We start from the raw sequence: 15,891 nt of genomic DNA on the forward strand, positions 1-15,891 counted from the left end.
TTAATAATTCGAGGGATGAAATTAAATGAAGCTACCGTTATTAGAAGTAGAGACGGATAGACTCATTATCCGTCCATTTCAAAAAGATGATTACGAAAGTTGGTTAGATGGATTTAATAAGAGACTGCCATCGCAGTATAAATATGACGATGGCTATCAAGTTCTGGTATCATCAACAAAAGCATGGTTCACGGAATGGATAAGAGGTTTTGATGAAGCAGCACATAGAGATGAGATGTATGTATTAGGCATTTTTCGTAAAGAAGACGGAGCTAATATTGGAAAGCTAGAGCTGATAAAAATTTTACGAATGGATTACCAATGGGCGATGATGGGGTATTCCATACATAATCAATACTGGAAAAATGGATATGGCATAGAAAGCGTGAAAGCTGCGTTATCGTTATTTTATAATAGTCTTCATTTTCATAGAATTGAATTACATATACATGTTGATAATGAGCCATCTGTTCGTCTTGCGGAACGATCAGGTTTTTCTTTTGAATGCGAGAGAGAGGCGTTTTCTTTAGAGAATGGTAAGTGGATGGATTTTCTTATTTATTATAAAAATAAAGAAATGAACAAATAAGGAGAAAAGAAAATGAAGACTATAAACGTATTTCATTACGACGCATTTACGAATAAACCAAATAAGGGAAATCCAGCAGGTATTGTATTAGAAGCAGATGGATTAACGGAAGAGAAAATGCAAATTATTGCTGAAAAAGTTGGATATAACGAAACAACTTTTGTTCTTTCTTCAGAAGTAGGAGATATAAGAATGCGTTATTTTACACCTGGTTTTGAAATGGATTTATGTGGTCATGGGACAGTAGGGACGATATATGCTTTGCGCGAAAAAGGTTTATTAGAAGAGAAAAGTAACCTTACGATTGAAACGAAGGCTGGGATTTTACCGATACAAATAGGTGTAAATAAAAATGGAGAAACCTTTATTAAAATGAGACAGGCAGCACCTCAGTTTAAAGAATTTACAGGTTCAAAAGAAAAATTAGCTCATAGTATTGGTTTAGAAATAAATGATTTAGATGTAAGTTTACCGATTGTATATGGAAGTACTGGTAATTGGACTGTAATTGTACCGATTAAAAATCTTAATGCATGCGAGAGAATGAAACCTAATAATGCTGCATTTCCATCAGTATTAAAAGAAATACCTAATGCTTCTATTCACCCAATTTGTCTAGAAACTTATGATGAACTAGCACAAATGCACGGCCGTCATTTTTCATCAGCTTACGCTGGGACGATTGAAGATCCAGTGACAGGAACAGCTTCAGGTGTAATGGGAGCGTATTATGCGGAGTATTTAGAGAAAGATTTTGAACATGAATTGGATTTAATCGTTGAGCAAGGACAGGAAATAAATAAAGATGGTCGTGTAACTGTTTATGTAACGAAAGAGATAGAAAACGAGAAGTTACAAATAGATATTGCTGGAACAGCGGTGTATGTGAAAGAGTTTGAAGTTTCAATATAAAGTGAAACTTTAATCAGTGGGGGTTTTACTGCCCGGTGAATAGCAAGATAAAAAAGAAAGCCCGGAATACATCCGGACTTTCATTATCTGTTCAATACTTCAATGTACGAAGCATTTCCGGTTGTTCTTAAAGCGGAGCGGAAATTATTATTTTCTAACGCCACAGCAACTTGTTGTAACTGCTGTGCATCATCATGATGGATAAGTAAGCTGTCAGCACCGCTTTCTTCTATATGAATGTGTTCGACATTTCCGATAGCATCATGTACAGCTTTTAAAAATTCAGGTTTCATGGTGTCCTCCTATATGTATGTAACGTTGTTATTTAGTATTTCCTTATTTTTGAAATATAAAAGTAAATGAAAGGAGAAATAAAATGAATATAACGCAGTTTAACGAACAGATAACATCATTATTTGAAGAGCATCTTCACAAATATGGCGATGATGAATATGGTTTTACTCATATAAGTAAAGATGAATTTCACAAAATCGGTTACACAACAAATCTGACATTAGAGACGATTGAAGAAGCGTATAAAAATGGAGTCGATATGATAGTTACACATCATGCGCCGTGGAGTTTTTTATTTGGTATGGAAAAGGCTTGTATTGAGAAATTGAAGCAATATGAAATGAATCATTTTTGGATTCATTTGCCGTTAGATTTTGTAAAGTTTGGCACGTGTACGTCGTTATTTAACGGAATTGGGATAGATACAATACTAGAATATTCCACGTATGAGGAAGAAGAACTACCGGGAATAGGAGAATATAAAGAAGCGATTCCTTTTTCAAACTTAGTTGGAAAACTGGAAGAAAAAATGGAAGAGAAAGTGAAGAGCTGGAGAAATCATGATAAACCAGTAAAACGGATTGCGATTTTAACCGGTGCAGGAAACAATACAAATTTAATTGAACGTGCATTAGAAAAAGGATGTGACACGTACATAACAGGTGAAAAAACATTATATACAGTGCAACATGCGAAATTTAAAGGGATTAATTTAATTGTAGGCAGTCATACTTTTACAGAAGTGTTTGGTGTAGAAAGTTTGGCTCATAAATTACAAGACAGAGACCCGGCAATAGAAATTATTAGAGTATATGAAGAGCATTTAGAGTGATGAAATCACATCACATTACCATAAATGGAATGAACTATATGATGGAATATTGAAGAAAGCCATTGTAATAAAATAAAATTGTTGTTTGCTATATTAGGATGGTTGGCAGGATTCCCCTCACGTTTGTCAAATAATAGTAAAGTTGTCTTTTAAATTAAGGGAATATTCCGAATTAAAGGGTGAGAGAATGGAAATTTCAATAATCACTGCACAACTAATTAAGGAAAAAGTTATTTCACATTATCCAAATAGCGTAAAAGCATTAAACGGGGGAACGACAAGTACTGTATATTTGTTGGATGAACAATACGTTGTAAAGTTGAATGAATCGGATGTCATACGTGAAGAAGCTTATTTTCTTCAGTTTTATAAAAAGGACGAATTATTTCCAAAGCTTTTATATAAGGAACCTTTAAATCGCTATATTGTTTACTCATTCCTTGAGGGCACAACGTCTTGCAAACTAGGCCATAAACGGAGTGTTCTTTGTAAACTTGTAAAGGAAGTTATCAATAAGTATGAAGTGGCTACAGAGGTTGATGGCTGGGGATGGAAAGAAAATCTGCTTCAATCTTGGAGTGAATTTTTAACAACAAATGTGATAGAAGCTCATGAAAATGTAAGACGTTACATAAGTGAAGAAGAGTATAGAACGGTTCTTAATTTAGCAAATAGGGATGCTGGAATAAATCAGCCATTTTTATTGCATGGTGATCTTGGATTTCATAACTTTATATTTAAAGAGAATAAACTGCACGGTGTAATTGATCCTTTACCAGTGTTAGGAGATCCTATATACGATTTAATTTACGCGTTTTGTTCAACTCCGGAAAATTTAACAAAAGAAACAATTAATTATGCGATGAAACAGTGTGTATTTCATAAAAAAGACTGTGATTTATATGAAGAAATAGTCATAGGATTATATTTACGTATAGACACATGTTTAAGACACCACCCGAAAGATTTAGAAGATTATTTAATAGCTTGGCGTTATTGGATGGGTGAAATTAAGCCGGCTTTATAGCACAAATATTTTTGGGGGAGATAGTGAAATGAATGTTGCAGAAGCGAAAAAGGATTTAGCAATAAAAACGAAGAGAGGCTTACCGATTATATTAGCCGGCGTTTTATTTTGGATAGTTATGAGTATAACGGGATTTGTTCTTTCTGAAAAACAAGTGGTGTGGGTATATTTAATCGGTATGGGCTGTGTGTTTCCTTTTGGCTTAATGATAGCTGCTATATTGAAAATTGATATGTTTGCGAAAGGAAATCCGTTAGGGGTTTTGGCAGGCTTAATTGGTGGGATAAATGTATTGAATATTCCACTTGTATTACTTGCCTATTTTCAATTTCCAGAATGGTTACCTTTTGTAGTAGCGATGTTAATAGGTGTTCATTTTATTCCGTACGTATGGATTTATGAAAGTAAAAGTTATGGTTTATTGTCAGTAGGGACTGTATTTGTAACGTCAGTTTGTGGGATTCTTTTTGCAGAAAAAGGATTTATTGTAATTCCATTATCGGTTACAGTTGTCTATTTACTTACTTTTATAAGTTTGTTAATTGAAAATAAAAAAGCAGATCATTATCAACAAAAGTCAGCTTAATAAAGAAATAGGGATAGGGGGAATTATTATGGAAAATTTCGTTTGTACAACGTGTGGTGTGCAGTATGCAGCGAGTGTAGAAGAACCGGTGAGTTGTCATATTTGTGATGAAGAAAGGCAATATGTTAACCAAAAAGGACAATCTTGGACGACACTAGAAAGCTTACAAACAGGTGATACATATAAAAATGAAATAATCGAAGAGGAAAATGGACTTTATAGTATTACGACAAAACCAGGATTTGCGATCGGTCAAACTGCATTTCTAGTGAAAACAGAGTCATATCGTTTACTATGGGACTGTATTACGTATTTAGATGAAACGACAATTGAGAAGATAAAAGAGCTTGGTGGATTAGATGCAATTGCATTGTCTCATCCGCATTATTATTCAACGCAGGTAGAATGGGCGGAGACATTTGATGTACCAATTTATATACATGAAGATGATAAAGAGTGGGTAATGCGCCCGAGTAGTCGTATTATTTACTGGTCTGGAGAGTCATTACAATTAGCTGATGGATTAGTCATTCATCGTTTAGGGGGACATTTTAAAGGTGGATCTGTCTTACATTGGGAAGAAGGTAATGATGGAAAAGGGATTTTGTTAACAGGTGATATTATTCAAGTTGTAGCGGATGAAAGGTGGGTAAGCTTCATGTACAGCTATCCAAACTTAATTCCACTACCAGCGAGAAAAGTGGAAGAAATGGTGAATCGAGTGAAGCCGTTACAGTTTAATCGTTTATACAACGCTTTTCATCGAGTAGTAAAAGAAAATGCAAATGAGGCAGTTGAACGTTCTGCTGAAAGATATATAAAAGCAATAGAAGGAAAGTTGTTTCATACGTAAAAGGAGAATAGCTTAATGAAAACGTTAGTATGCTTTGGAGATAGTATTACAGCTGATGAAACATTTTTTAATGGAATGCCGAGATTAACACCACGTTTGCAAGAGGTGTTTCCGAACTGGAAAATAGTGAATGCAGGTATTCCAGGTGATAATACATTTGATGCGTTAAATAGAATTGAAGAAGATGTAATATCATATAAACCAGATTTCGTAACAGTTTTTCTTGGTACGAATGATGCAGTCCCTTTTTCTCAAGTGTCATTACAAGCATATAAAGAAAACTTAGAGAAGATTGTGAACCAAATTTCATCAAATAAAGTACTACTGATTAGTCCTGCACCAGTTGATGAAGAAAGACAGCATAACAGAACAAATAGAGTACTTGGTCAGTATGCAGACGTGGTGGAGGAAGTGGCGAGGGAAACAGGAAGTTATTTTCTAAACGTATTCGCTGAAATGATTCAAGAACGGGATTATAAAAGATTTGTAGAAAATGATGAAAAAGATGGATTACACTTTGGACCAGAAGGTTATGAGTATGTAGCGAAGTTAATTGGTGAAAAGTTAAAAGGGATTTTATAAGGAGCAAAGCACTTAGTGTTTTGCTTTTTCTTATTTCTTTCGCAGTCCATAAACTTATTGATTGCTGTAATTTGGACAAACGTTTTGCATTTGTATGTGCGTAAAAGGCTAGTACTGTTTTAAAGTAATATAAATTTATTTTTTAAAATTTATATTTCGTAGTTGAAAATCAATAAAGGTGTAACTATAATAGTTACAGTAAGTTCGTTGTTTTGAAATGTACACATTGAATTACAAGAATGAAGGGAGTTTTTATGTAAATCAAAAAGTTATAAAAATCTATTAATTTTTATAATGAGATAAAATGTTTTTTGTTCGTACAAATTATTAAATATGTTATTTCTAATAGAAAACTAGAGGTGGAAAAATGAAAAATTTTAAGGGTATGTTGATATCATCACTTGCAATTACAACTTTTGCTGGGGTAGGTACGACATTTGTAACAAATACAGTACATGCTGCTAATAACGATTCTAGTAAAATACAAGTTCGTTCTAATAAGAGTATAAACACAACAACTGGCTCGAGAGGGCCTGTATTATCAGTCAATCCTTATGATGAACCTAGATTTTCGAGACAGGGATATCTTGAAGAGGCACCTTTAGGAATTAATGCTCCTTATGCTTGGGGAATTAAAGGAGGAAATGGTCAGGGAGCAACTTTTGTAGATTTGGAAGAAGGCTGGTTATTAAATCATGAAGATTTAGTCGGTCAAAATATTGAATTTATGTCTGGAAAAATGAGTAATGATCTTTCTCACGGTACTTCAGTTCTAGGTGTTGTTTCTGCAGCTGACAATGGAATTGGGAACATTGGGATTGCACCAAAAGCAAAGGCAAAAGTAATTTCAGTGATCCGAGATAATGGGAGAATCGATGTAAGAGATGCTATTTTAAGTGCCGTAGATTCTTTACAGGCTGGAGATGTTTTATTAATTGAAGAATCCTTTAAATATGATGGATATGGAGATGACCCTTTACCAGTCGAAGTGTATCCTAGTATATTTAACGCAATTCGCAAAGGGACAGATAAAGGCATTATTATTGTAGAAGCAGCTGGTAATGGTGGGATTGATTTAGATGAATTTAAAGACCGTAATGGTAAACAGATTTTAAATCGAAATAGTCCAGACTTTAAAGATTCAGGATCTATTATAGTTGGAGCATCTACTGCAAGAGTTCCTCATAAACGTTTAGCTTTCTCTAACTATGGTAGTAGAATTGATGTATATGGTTGGGGAGAATATGTTGATACATTAGATACATATCAAAATCAAAATAGTAAAGGACAAAAAATTACAGATCAGAACATAATTAATCGTTATACTCCTAATTTCCGTGGTACTTCTAGCGCTTCGCCTATAATTGCTGGGGCTGCTGTATCGATTCAAGGGATTGCTAAAGAACATTTAGGTAAGGCATATTCACCAAAAGAATTGAGAGCAATTTTAAGTAATCCAAATACAGGCACAAAGTCTAATAACCCATCATCTGATAAAATAGGGGTTTTACCAGATTTAAGGGCGATTTTGTCTAACCTTGGATATAATAGTGATTTGACTACCAATGATCCTATGGTATTTCCAGATAACATAGAAAAAAATGAAGGAAAAGAAAATTCAACTTTCGTATTTCCAGGTGAAGAAACAAAAAGAACAGGTGATAAAAATTCAACTGTAACCTTCCCAGAAGAAGATTTAAAACAGGAGGAAAAAGAAGAGGGATTAATTGTTTTTCCTGATTAATAAAAAAATACTACCTTCCATTTGGAGGTAGTATTTTTTATTTCTTGTCATTAACAAGCAGGCATGAAAGTTGTATTTGTTTATCTTTCATAATGAATTTAACCACAAAGTCGAATATTTGACTGTTAATTAACTTTTTCTTCTCAATCAATTATATTAATTAATCTAGAAATGCTTGCTGCAATGCTTTGAGCCCATCGCTGTATATACCATGGAACAGATTAATTGCCTCTTCATCACTAACTTCAACAGGAGTGAACGTACCAGACCACTCTACTAATGATGTGTTACTTTCAGTACCTTTTTTCACCCGGATTGTAGATAAATAATTAGTGACCGGGAACGGTGCATTCATGATTGAATACGTGTAGTAGCGTTCCTTATCATTGAATACTTCTAAGCGTTCTATAATTGTATCACCATCTGGATTAGCTAGATGACGTACACGACCGCCTTCAGTTAATTTACTACTAGGTATATAAGGTAACCAGTCTGGAAGGGAGTTGAAACCTCCGATTAATTGCCATACTTGTTCAGGTGATCCGAAAATTTCCATAGATATAGTAGTATATGCCATGTTCATTACGCTCCTTTTCATCCCGGTATTTACGGGTAAATAATCAGTAGGGGATAAACCGCCCCACTGATTAAAGTTTCACTTTATAGGTCCATAACTTATAGTGAGAATGAATTTTATCGTGGATTTTTTATTTGATATATAATTATAAAGTTAAAACTATATACTTTTAATGATTAAATTATATAATAAATATAGAAACGAAAATTTATGAGCAAGGAAGTTGAAAAATATGACATTAACAATGGGCTTTATTGGATTTGGAAAGTCAGCTAATCGCTATCACTTACCTTATGTAAACACACGTAATAATATAAAAATAAAAACGATTTTTGTACGTCAAATAAATGAAAAATTAGCGGCTCCATATAAGGAAAAAGGTGTTTACTTCACTACTGATTTGGATGAATTGTTGAATGACAAAGAAATTCAAGTGGTGACGGTCTGTACGCCAGCACATACGCATTACGAATTAGCGAAAAAAGTTATACTTGCTGGAAAGTCAGTTATCGTTGAAAAACCATTTTGCGATACAGTGGAACATGCGAAAGAATTATTAGCTTTAGGACGAGAAAAAGGTGTAGTAGTTATGCCTTATCAAAACCGCCGTTTTGATGGTGATTTTTTAGCTGTGAAGCAAGTAGTTGAACAAGGATTCCTTGGTGATATTATTGAGATTGAATCACATATTGATTATTTCCGTCCTGGTTCAATCACTCATGAAGCTCCAAAAGAAGAAGGTTCATTTTATAGTTTAGGTATTCATACGATGGACCGCATGATTTCACTATTCGGCCGTCCAGATACGGTGACATACGATATTCGTAATAATGAAATGGAAGGTGCGGTTGATAATTATTTCGATGTTGGTTTACATTACGGAAATCAGTTGAAGATTAAGCTGAAAACGAACCATGTCGTAGCAAAAGATTATCCACGCTTTATCGTCCATGGAACAAATGGATCATTTATTAAATATGGTGAAGATCAGCAGGAAAATGATTTGAAAGCGGGGATTATGCCTGAGAGTGCAGGGTTTGGTGAAGATTCACCGATGTACTATGGAGTTGCTAAATATCGTAATGCAAATGGTGACTGGATTGAAAAACAAATTAAAACGCCGCTTGGTGATTACGGTCGTTTCTATGATTCCGCGTATGAAACAATTATAAATGGTGCACCAAAACTTGTGAAAGACGAAGAAGCGGTAACGAATATTGAAATCTTAGAAAATGGATTTGCTGCCCCATCACCTTCAGTTTACAAACTTGAGGCTTTACATTTGAATGAATAGAAGAGAGTTTGCAGTATAAAGGAGGTATGAAAATGGCAAGCGGATCAACACAAGTAAAATACCTCGGCATTTATCAAAAGATTAAACAGCAAATTTTAGACGGTGAATATAAAATCAACGAAAAAATTCCGAGTAGCCCCGTCCTTGCTGAAGAATTTGGTGTTTCAGCCCTTACTATTAAGAAAGCGCTGGATCTATTAGTTAGAGATGGCTACATCATCCGCCGGCGCGGAAGCGGAACAGTGGTGCAAGATTGGCGTCAACAGGAAAAGGCACGAATGATTCAAACTTTAACGGGTACGAAAGCTGTATACGGCAGTGAGGTAGAAAGTAAAATTATCGAGTTTGCGATTGTTGGGGCTGATGAAGTAGTTGCTGAGAAATTGGGAGTTTCAATCGGTGATTTCGTCTATAAAATCATTCGCCTCCGCATCATTCACAGCATTCCGACGATTATGGAGCATACATGGATGCCAATTTCGGTTATCCCAGGTGTTGAGGCTTCTGTTTTAGAGGAGTCGATATACTCACATATTCAAAATAAACTTGGCCTTGAAGTAGGGACATCTGTTGTCAGGGTTAAAGGAATTCGCCCAGATGATAGGGAAAAGCAGTTTATGAACTTAACAAATCAGGATTTCCTAATGCGAGTTGAACAAGTAGCTTACTTAACGGATGGACGAACTTTTGAATATTCTTATGCAGATCATCTACCAGAAACCTTTGAGTTTGAAACAGTCATTACGGCAAAAAATTATAAAGAGACATAAAAACCGGTTGAGGCAAGTATTGTCTCAACCGGTTTTTTATCTTGGATAGAATTTACACATATAGTAGGAGCAGTTATTATTCATCGGCTGTAATCAGCATGGATGTGTTCCCGGTTTTTTCAAGATGAACTTCTCCCCAGGAACAGAGGGAATCGAGTATAGCTCCTAAAGACGAACCGTAATCGGTTAAAGAGTACTCTACTTTCGGTGGTACTTGGTCATATATTTTCCTTTGGATTACACCATCTTCTTCTAGTTCCCGTAATTGTTGCGTTAACATTTTTTGCGTAATACCAGGCATTAATCGTTTTAATTCACTCGTTCTTTTTGTCCCTTTTTTTAAATGACAAAGGATAACAACTTTCCACTTTCCGCCAATAACTTCTAAAGTCGCCTCTACAGGAATATTGTATGTTTTCATAAAAAAACTCCTTTGATGAATTTAGATTATAGTTTTGAGCCTAAATACGTTGTAATACTAAAATTATTTCTTTTTAGTGCCGATAACACTTTAAAGTACGTACTATTTATTGTGCGAAATGTCGTTCATAATAACTGATGTAAGAGAGAAGTAAGCAGAACTGCACTTTAAAGTGTATATATTACTTTTTAGTACCTATAACACTTTAAAGTACGTACTTTTTATTATGTTAAATATATTCCATAATAGCACTTGTAAGCAAGAAATGAATAAAATGTGCTTTGAAGTGCATTTGAGATTGGTTAGCTGTAATACTATGGGGACATTCATACAAAAGAAAACGATTTGTTGCGTTACAATAATTAATCCAAGACTTAACAGTTGATTAATCGAACTGTAAAGTTTAAAATTACAGTAAGATTTTTAGAAGTGAGTTGTCATCGTCTGTAAAATGTAGTTTCAACAATGTTATAGAAGAAGCATTTTGAAAAGAAATGAATAGTAGAGATAAACGAAACATTACGTGAATTTGATTCTAAACTGTAATTTTTTTTAATACATTTCAATAACCGATATGTAAAATGTACGTTTGATAAAAAACATTAAAGGAGTGAGTTAAATATGGTAATTCTATATACAACAGCAAGCTGTGCTTCATGCCGAAAAGCGAAAGCATGGCTTGAAGAGCATCAAATTGATTATATTGAAAAAAACATCGTATCAAATTCTATGACAGTTGATGAGCTTAAAGCAATTCTTCGTTTAACTGAAGAGGGGGCTAATGAAATTATTTCAACTAGATCCAAAACTTTTCAGGACTTAAATATAAATATTGAGGAGCTTTCGCTTAATGAATTTTATAAATTAATAATCGAGTATCCACTAATGTTGCGTCGCCCAATTATGCTGGATGAGAAAAGATTACAGATTGGTTTTAATGATGAAGAAATTCGCAAGTTTTTACCACGTAGCGTTCGAACATTTTTAAACATTGAACTGCAAAAATTGGCCAATTAATAAGTAATATTTTTTAGAAAAAGTTTTTTGAAAGGAGGAAGCAGAAGATGATTGAAGTATGTGTTACAGTTAATTATAATGATAGAAATTATCAAACAAATGTTATTGTGAGTAAAGATACGATTTGGACAAAAATTAAACAACTGGCAGAAGAACAAGTGAAGAAACAGTGGAGTGTTTAATTTTATTTTCAACTTAAAAAGCTAAATGAAGTTATCGGATATAGGCCAGACCGGATAGAATATAAAGGAATTAATTTTTTATGGTAAGAAGTATTCTATATGTTTTAACGTTCTAACCTATCTGTAATATTTATGGCTACAGTATGTTAATATATGAGAAACAATATTTTTAATCGTAGGAGGAAAACAATGAACAGCGACTTTACCTTGGCCATTCACAGTTTAACTTATTTAGCTTTACAGCCAGACCGGATGTCAACAAGTAATGCTATTTCAGAAAGTGCAGGTGTACATCCAGTACGTATTCGTAAAGTACTAAGTTTGTTAAAAAAACATAAGTTTATACAATCAAAAGAGGGAACTGGTGGAGGCTTTATTTTCGCTCGCGATTTAGGTGAAGTTAATCTTTGGCATATTTATCAGATAACCTCTGAAGGTGCTTTGCAGCCGAAGTGTCCGGAATCAAACGATCAGTGTGTTGTAGGTTCGAACATGCGAAAAGTTCTTTTTGCTATTTTCTTAGGTGCTGAAGAACATCTAGGTGAATACTTAAAGAATTATACAATGAAAGAAGTTGTTGACCTTATTAATCAAGAGCGTTAAGCGGCTTAATTATTATATAGCCGTGAGTTCTTAACACATAAATGTAATGAAAAATATTACAGTTAAATTTATTTTTTTATGTTGTTTATCGTCACTAAAAATAATTTGTAGGAAGGTGAAAGAGTATGATGTCAAAGCATAATCCTGTTTTAAAAGTAGGCGATTGGGTTCGAGGAATATCAGTAGAGGGTGAATTAATACTTGGTTATATTGAATCATTTGATAATGTAGGGGAAGTAGTTAAGGTTAATGTTGTGAAATGTGACAACAGAGATACAATAAATAAAACAATGTCCTTTTTAAGTAAACATGTAAAAAAACTCCCTGAATCAAAGGCAATAAATAAGGAACAAATTCTTTACCTTATAGACCTTGCATTATTAACAGGGGACGAAGAATGGTTTATCGGACTTTCTTCAAAATTAAACTCGATAAACGAGCTAGTTAATGGGGGAGTTTAATTTTTTAGCTTATACCCTAATCAATAATATCCTTTCTTTTGTTGCATCTTAATAAAAGAGGGGATGGATGTTATGAAAATAAGATTAACAATGGTTAGCATCATATGTCTGTTTATTTTTTTATTACCCTGCATTTCTGCTCAAGCAATTGTAAAAAAGGAAAATGATATAAACAGAAATTTTGGCATAGATTTAACTGGTTATAAACTTTATTCGTTTGGTGAATTTAACCAATTAGATTATAAGATAACACCACTTACTCAGTTGTTTTTAGGAATAGTGCAAACAGAAGGTGAGTGGATTAATGAACCACGATTATATATTAAGGGAAATAAAGGTTATTTTCATCTTTTGAAAGCGGACGGTACGAATGTTCTTTATACCGTTGAAAAGAGCGGGGATTTTTGGAGAATTATAGATGTAAAAAGAAAGAAAATCAGCAGAATAACTGTATCAAAACAGCTTTTAAAAGAAGTAGTAATTGAGCTCTTATTGGAGCCAATAAGTAAAGAGGTTGAAAACTATTATAAGGAACCAAAACTTTGGTATCGAGGTTCTGAAAAAATACTTGAAATAAAAAAAGATACAACAAACTATACTTTTTATGTAACTGTTCAAATTCAAACTTTTGAGGGTGCACACAACCCGCCTTATTGAGAGGACACAATTACTTTTCGCATAAAAGGAAATGATCTAAAAACGATTCATTACAAACATAGAGATATTCCTGAAGAAGAGTCGAACAAACTACAATTAAGATAACATTGAAGTGATTTGTTTGTGCATCCTTGATAATGATAATTATGTAAATGAGCTGTCCATATTGGGCAGCTTTTTTGTTTTTTGCTCAATGTAGTTTTTTTAAAGTGTATATGAATTCAATATTAATAATATATATCCCAAAATTTGGTTTTTATATTTTGGAAATCTTTTCTTTTTACCTACATTAATTATTTATTAGAATATCTTTTATGTTTAAAATGAAATTTTTTGATAAAAGGGGATATAAGTATCTCCATCATGAGTTACCTAGAAAGACAATGTATTATTGTATTTTTTTACTAACTAATTCAGCTTTAAGCGATAAAAACAATGGCTACATGCTAACTGTAAAATATTATCCATATAAAATTATTCACCTTTAATATTTCTGAAAATATAAAAATATTAATTTTATAAATATACACGTTATAATGAGGGCGTCGAGAGAAATTTTATTATCTCTGGAGAAAATATAAAAAATGCGATTACTAGTAAGAAAGGTGTGTGATTAGAGGCGAAATGTATGTAAAGTGCTTCAGTGGCTTGTGTAAGCAATATCATCAGTGCTGCCGAAGTTATTAAAGTAATGTATAGAATTGAGAAAGAAATGCCTCGCAAATTAAGAGAGGCCGGTTTAGCTAAAATTACTGTTAAAAGTAAAAAAAGAGAAACCATTAAAGTAATACACTGTTATTAGAAATGTTGCAACGTATTTATGAAGTCTATTCTATATTGTTCTCTTAAGAGGTCTTTATATAAAGAGCGGATATTACGAGTAAACTTTTTTGTGAACGCTAACAATTATATTAGGACGCTAACTAGCGAATGTTTCAATTTGGATTCATTATGATGAAGGACATACAAAGTGGGGCAACTTGTAAGGAATTCATTTTCCGAAAAGGGAATATTTGTTAGGTGCAAAGAGAGATGTAGGAATAGATACAAGGGGGAGTTATTATATGAACGGGAATACTGCAAAGAAAATAGAAGTTCAAGCTGAAAATACCGCACGAAAAAATGAGCAATATGCAGATCCGAAAAAGTGGCATAAGCAGGATACTACATGGGCACTCAGTCTATTTGGAACTGCAATTGGAGCAGGGGTGCTCTTTTTACCGATTAATGCAGGTTCAGGTGGTTTATTATCTTTACTACTAATTACATTACTTGCATATCCAGTTATGTACTACTCACATAGGGCGCTTGCTAAAATGATATACGCTTCTAATTCTGCTGATGAGGGGATCACAGGTACAATTAGAGAGTATTTCGGAAATAAAGCGAGTATCATTTTTAACATCGTATATTTCAGTTCAATTTATACAATCGTACTAATGTATTCGGTTGCGCTTACAAATACTGCAAGTAGTTTTATCGTGCATCAATTGCACATGCCAGAACCTCCAAGGGCTATTTTATCACTTGTATTAGTTCTTGGTCTTATCGCTATACTAAATTTTGGTCAAGATATTACTGTAAAGGTAATGAGTATGTTAGTGTATCCTTTCATAGTTTCTCTACTTTTTATCGCAATATCTTTAATTCCACAGTGGAATACGTCAATGCTTAGTTTTTCAGCTGTTTCAACTGCTTCAACAGGAACAGGCTATTTTGGGACGATATTGATGATTCTACCAATCATCGTATTCTCATTTAATCATTCACCTATGATTTCATCATTTGTTGTGAAACAGAGAGCTACGTATGGAATCGAAGCCACTGATGCTAAATGTGCGCAAATACAAAAGGTTTGTTATATCATGACATTCGCTGTTGTTATGTTCTTCGTTTGGAGTAGCGCATTGAGCTTGACTCCAGATGATATAAAAATGGCAAAAGAACAAAACTTATCAATTCTTTCATATCTTGCTAATGAGCTTAATTCGCCTGTAATCACGATTGCAGCTCCAATTATTGCTTTTGTGGCTATTACAAAGTCTTTCCTTGGCCATTATATAGGAGCATTTGAAGTAATGCGTGACATGATTATTAAGTTCGGTAAATCACGTGGAAAAGATATTGAAGAAAAAACAATTAAGACAGTAATCCTTACTTTTGTTGTATTATCATGCTGGTTTGTTGCTTATACAAATCCAAGTATTCTTGGACTTATTGATTCTCTAAGCGGTCCATTAGTTGCTGCTATCTTATGTCTATTACCGATGTATGCGATTCAAAAAGTGCCAGTACTAGCTAAATACAAAGGGAAAATGAGCAACGTATTTGTTATTATTGTAGGTGTACTTACTGTCTTAGCAAGTATTAAGTCATTATTCTAATTCACTATTATTGGTATTAGTGTAAAAATAGTTAACATGAAAAACTTTTTGGACAAACTTCTCACATTGGAGAGTTTGTCCTTTTTTAGTCATTCTATCAACTTGC

Annotated in this window: 18 protein-coding genes and 1 pseudogene; 16 read left to right on the forward strand and 3 right to left on the reverse strand. The window is 33.6% G+C overall.

The annotated features are described in order from the left end of the window. Positions 1-25 precede the first annotated feature (25 nt). Both ASE54_RS10285 and ASE54_RS10290 read left to right on the forward strand, forming a co-directional pair. Positions 26-589 (forward strand): GNAT family protein, encoded by a 564-nt coding sequence (locus ASE54_RS10285; protein ID WP_000775342.1) that lies wholly within the window; start codon positions 26-28, stop codon positions 587-589. A 12-nt stretch (positions 590-601) separates the two neighbouring features. Next, positions 602-1,501: a PhzF family phenazine biosynthesis isomerase gene (locus tag ASE54_RS10290; RefSeq protein WP_000849331.1), complete on the forward strand. Its 900-nt coding sequence runs from the start codon at positions 602-604 to the stop codon at positions 1,499-1,501. A gap of 83 nt (positions 1,502-1,584) precedes the next feature. On the opposite strand, the gene ASE54_RS10295 is transcribed toward ASE54_RS10290, so the two are convergent. After that, entirely contained in the window at positions 1,585-1,794 is a 210-nt protein-coding gene (locus tag ASE54_RS10295) for a hypothetical protein (RefSeq protein ID WP_000801655.1), read from the reverse strand. An 83-nt stretch (positions 1,795-1,877) separates the two neighbouring features. Between ASE54_RS10295 and ASE54_RS10300 the strand changes: the two genes are divergently transcribed. The 6 genes from ASE54_RS10300 to ASE54_RS10325 all read left to right on the forward strand — a co-directional run bounded on the left by ASE54_RS10300 (position 1,878) and on the right by ASE54_RS10325 (position 7,419). Next, entirely contained in the window at positions 1,878-2,627 is a 750-nt protein-coding gene (locus ASE54_RS10300; RefSeq protein WP_001027990.1) for a Nif3-like dinuclear metal center hexameric protein, read from the forward strand. Positions 2,628-2,814: 187 nt separating this feature from the next. Beyond that, positions 2,815-3,654, forward strand: a complete 840-nt coding sequence (locus ASE54_RS10305; protein ID WP_000406146.1) for an aminoglycoside phosphotransferase family protein — start codon at positions 2,815-2,817, stop codon at positions 3,652-3,654. Between the two features lie 28 nt (positions 3,655-3,682). Further along, positions 3,683-4,240 carry a hypothetical protein gene (locus ASE54_RS10310; protein ID WP_001099747.1) on the forward strand — a complete coding sequence of 186 codons (558 nt, stop codon included), beginning with the start codon at positions 3,683-3,685 and terminating at the stop codon, positions 4,238-4,240. A gap of 28 nt (positions 4,241-4,268) precedes the next feature. After that, a complete protein-coding gene (locus tag ASE54_RS10315) occupies positions 4,269-5,093 on the forward strand; it encodes an MBL fold metallo-hydrolase (RefSeq protein WP_000427247.1) in 825 nt (274 codons plus the stop codon). A gap of 15 nt (positions 5,094-5,108) precedes the next feature. Further along, positions 5,109-5,675 carry an SGNH/GDSL hydrolase family protein gene (locus ASE54_RS10320; RefSeq protein ID WP_000855216.1) on the forward strand — a complete coding sequence of 189 codons (567 nt, stop codon included), beginning with the start codon at positions 5,109-5,111 and terminating at the stop codon, positions 5,673-5,675. 367 nt (positions 5,676-6,042) lie between these two features. Beyond that, positions 6,043-7,419 carry a S8 family peptidase gene (locus ASE54_RS10325; protein WP_000787690.1) on the forward strand — a complete coding sequence of 459 codons (1,377 nt, stop codon included), beginning with the start codon at positions 6,043-6,045 and terminating at the stop codon, positions 7,417-7,419. A gap of 160 nt (positions 7,420-7,579) precedes the next feature. Here the strand turns inward: ASE54_RS10325 and ASE54_RS10330 are convergent, their stop codons facing one another. Next, the gene (locus tag ASE54_RS10330; protein WP_000332041.1) at positions 7,580-7,996 is read right to left on the reverse strand and encodes an SRPBCC family protein; all 417 of its coding nucleotides are present in this window, start codon (positions 7,994-7,996) and stop codon (positions 7,580-7,582) included. A 232-nt stretch (positions 7,997-8,228) separates the two neighbouring features. On the opposite strand from ASE54_RS10330, the gene ASE54_RS10335 reads away from it, so the two are divergent. After that, the gene (locus ASE54_RS10335; RefSeq protein WP_000176645.1) at positions 8,229-9,290 is read left to right on the forward strand and encodes an oxidoreductase; all 1,062 of its coding nucleotides are present in this window, start codon (positions 8,229-8,231) and stop codon (positions 9,288-9,290) included. 32 nt (positions 9,291-9,322) lie between these two features. After that, the gene (locus tag ASE54_RS10340; protein ID WP_000146279.1) at positions 9,323-10,060 is read left to right on the forward strand and encodes a GntR family transcriptional regulator; all 738 of its coding nucleotides are present in this window, start codon (positions 9,323-9,325) and stop codon (positions 10,058-10,060) included. Positions 10,061-10,136: 76 nt separating this feature from the next. Here the strand turns inward: ASE54_RS10340 and ASE54_RS10345 are convergent, their stop codons facing one another. After that, positions 10,137-10,481 (reverse strand): helix-turn-helix domain-containing protein, encoded by a 345-nt coding sequence (locus ASE54_RS10345; RefSeq protein WP_000860826.1) that lies wholly within the window; start codon positions 10,479-10,481, stop codon positions 10,137-10,139. A 621-nt stretch (positions 10,482-11,102) separates the two neighbouring features. Here ASE54_RS10345 and spxA point away from each other — a divergent pair. The 6 genes and pseudogenes from spxA to ASE54_RS10375 all read left to right on the forward strand — a co-directional run bounded on the left by spxA (position 11,103) and on the right by ASE54_RS10375 (position 15,785). Continuing rightward, positions 11,103-11,498, forward strand: a complete 396-nt coding sequence (spxA, locus tag ASE54_RS10350; RefSeq protein ID WP_000236187.1) for a transcriptional regulator SpxA — start codon at positions 11,103-11,105, stop codon at positions 11,496-11,498. Positions 11,499-11,545: 47 nt separating this feature from the next. After that, positions 11,546-11,680, forward strand: a complete 135-nt coding sequence (locus ASE54_RS10355) for a BA3454 family stress response protein (RefSeq protein ID WP_000573532.1) — start codon at positions 11,546-11,548, stop codon at positions 11,678-11,680. 189 nt (positions 11,681-11,869) lie between these two features. Continuing rightward, positions 11,870-12,283 carry an Rrf2-family transcriptional regulator SaiR gene (gene saiR, locus ASE54_RS10360; RefSeq protein ID WP_001083469.1) on the forward strand — a complete coding sequence of 138 codons (414 nt, stop codon included), beginning with the start codon at positions 11,870-11,872 and terminating at the stop codon, positions 12,281-12,283. A 128-nt stretch (positions 12,284-12,411) separates the two neighbouring features. Continuing rightward, entirely contained in the window at positions 12,412-12,744 is a 333-nt protein-coding gene (locus tag ASE54_RS10365) for an IDEAL domain-containing protein (RefSeq protein ID WP_033669682.1), read from the forward strand. Between the two features lie 72 nt (positions 12,745-12,816). Beyond that, a pseudogene (locus ASE54_RS10370) lies at positions 12,817-13,506 on the forward strand (DUF3888 domain-containing protein). Between the two features lie 959 nt (positions 13,507-14,465). Further along, the gene (locus ASE54_RS10375) at positions 14,466-15,785 is read left to right on the forward strand and encodes an aromatic amino acid transport family protein (protein ID WP_001014191.1); all 1,320 of its coding nucleotides are present in this window, start codon (positions 14,466-14,468) and stop codon (positions 15,783-15,785) included. The last annotated feature ends 106 nt before the right edge of the window (positions 15,786-15,891 follow it).

The organism is Bacillus sp. Root131, from assembly GCF_001429475.1.
GTDB lineage: Bacteria > Bacillota > Bacilli > Bacillales > Bacillaceae_G > Bacillus_A > Bacillus_A thuringiensis_S.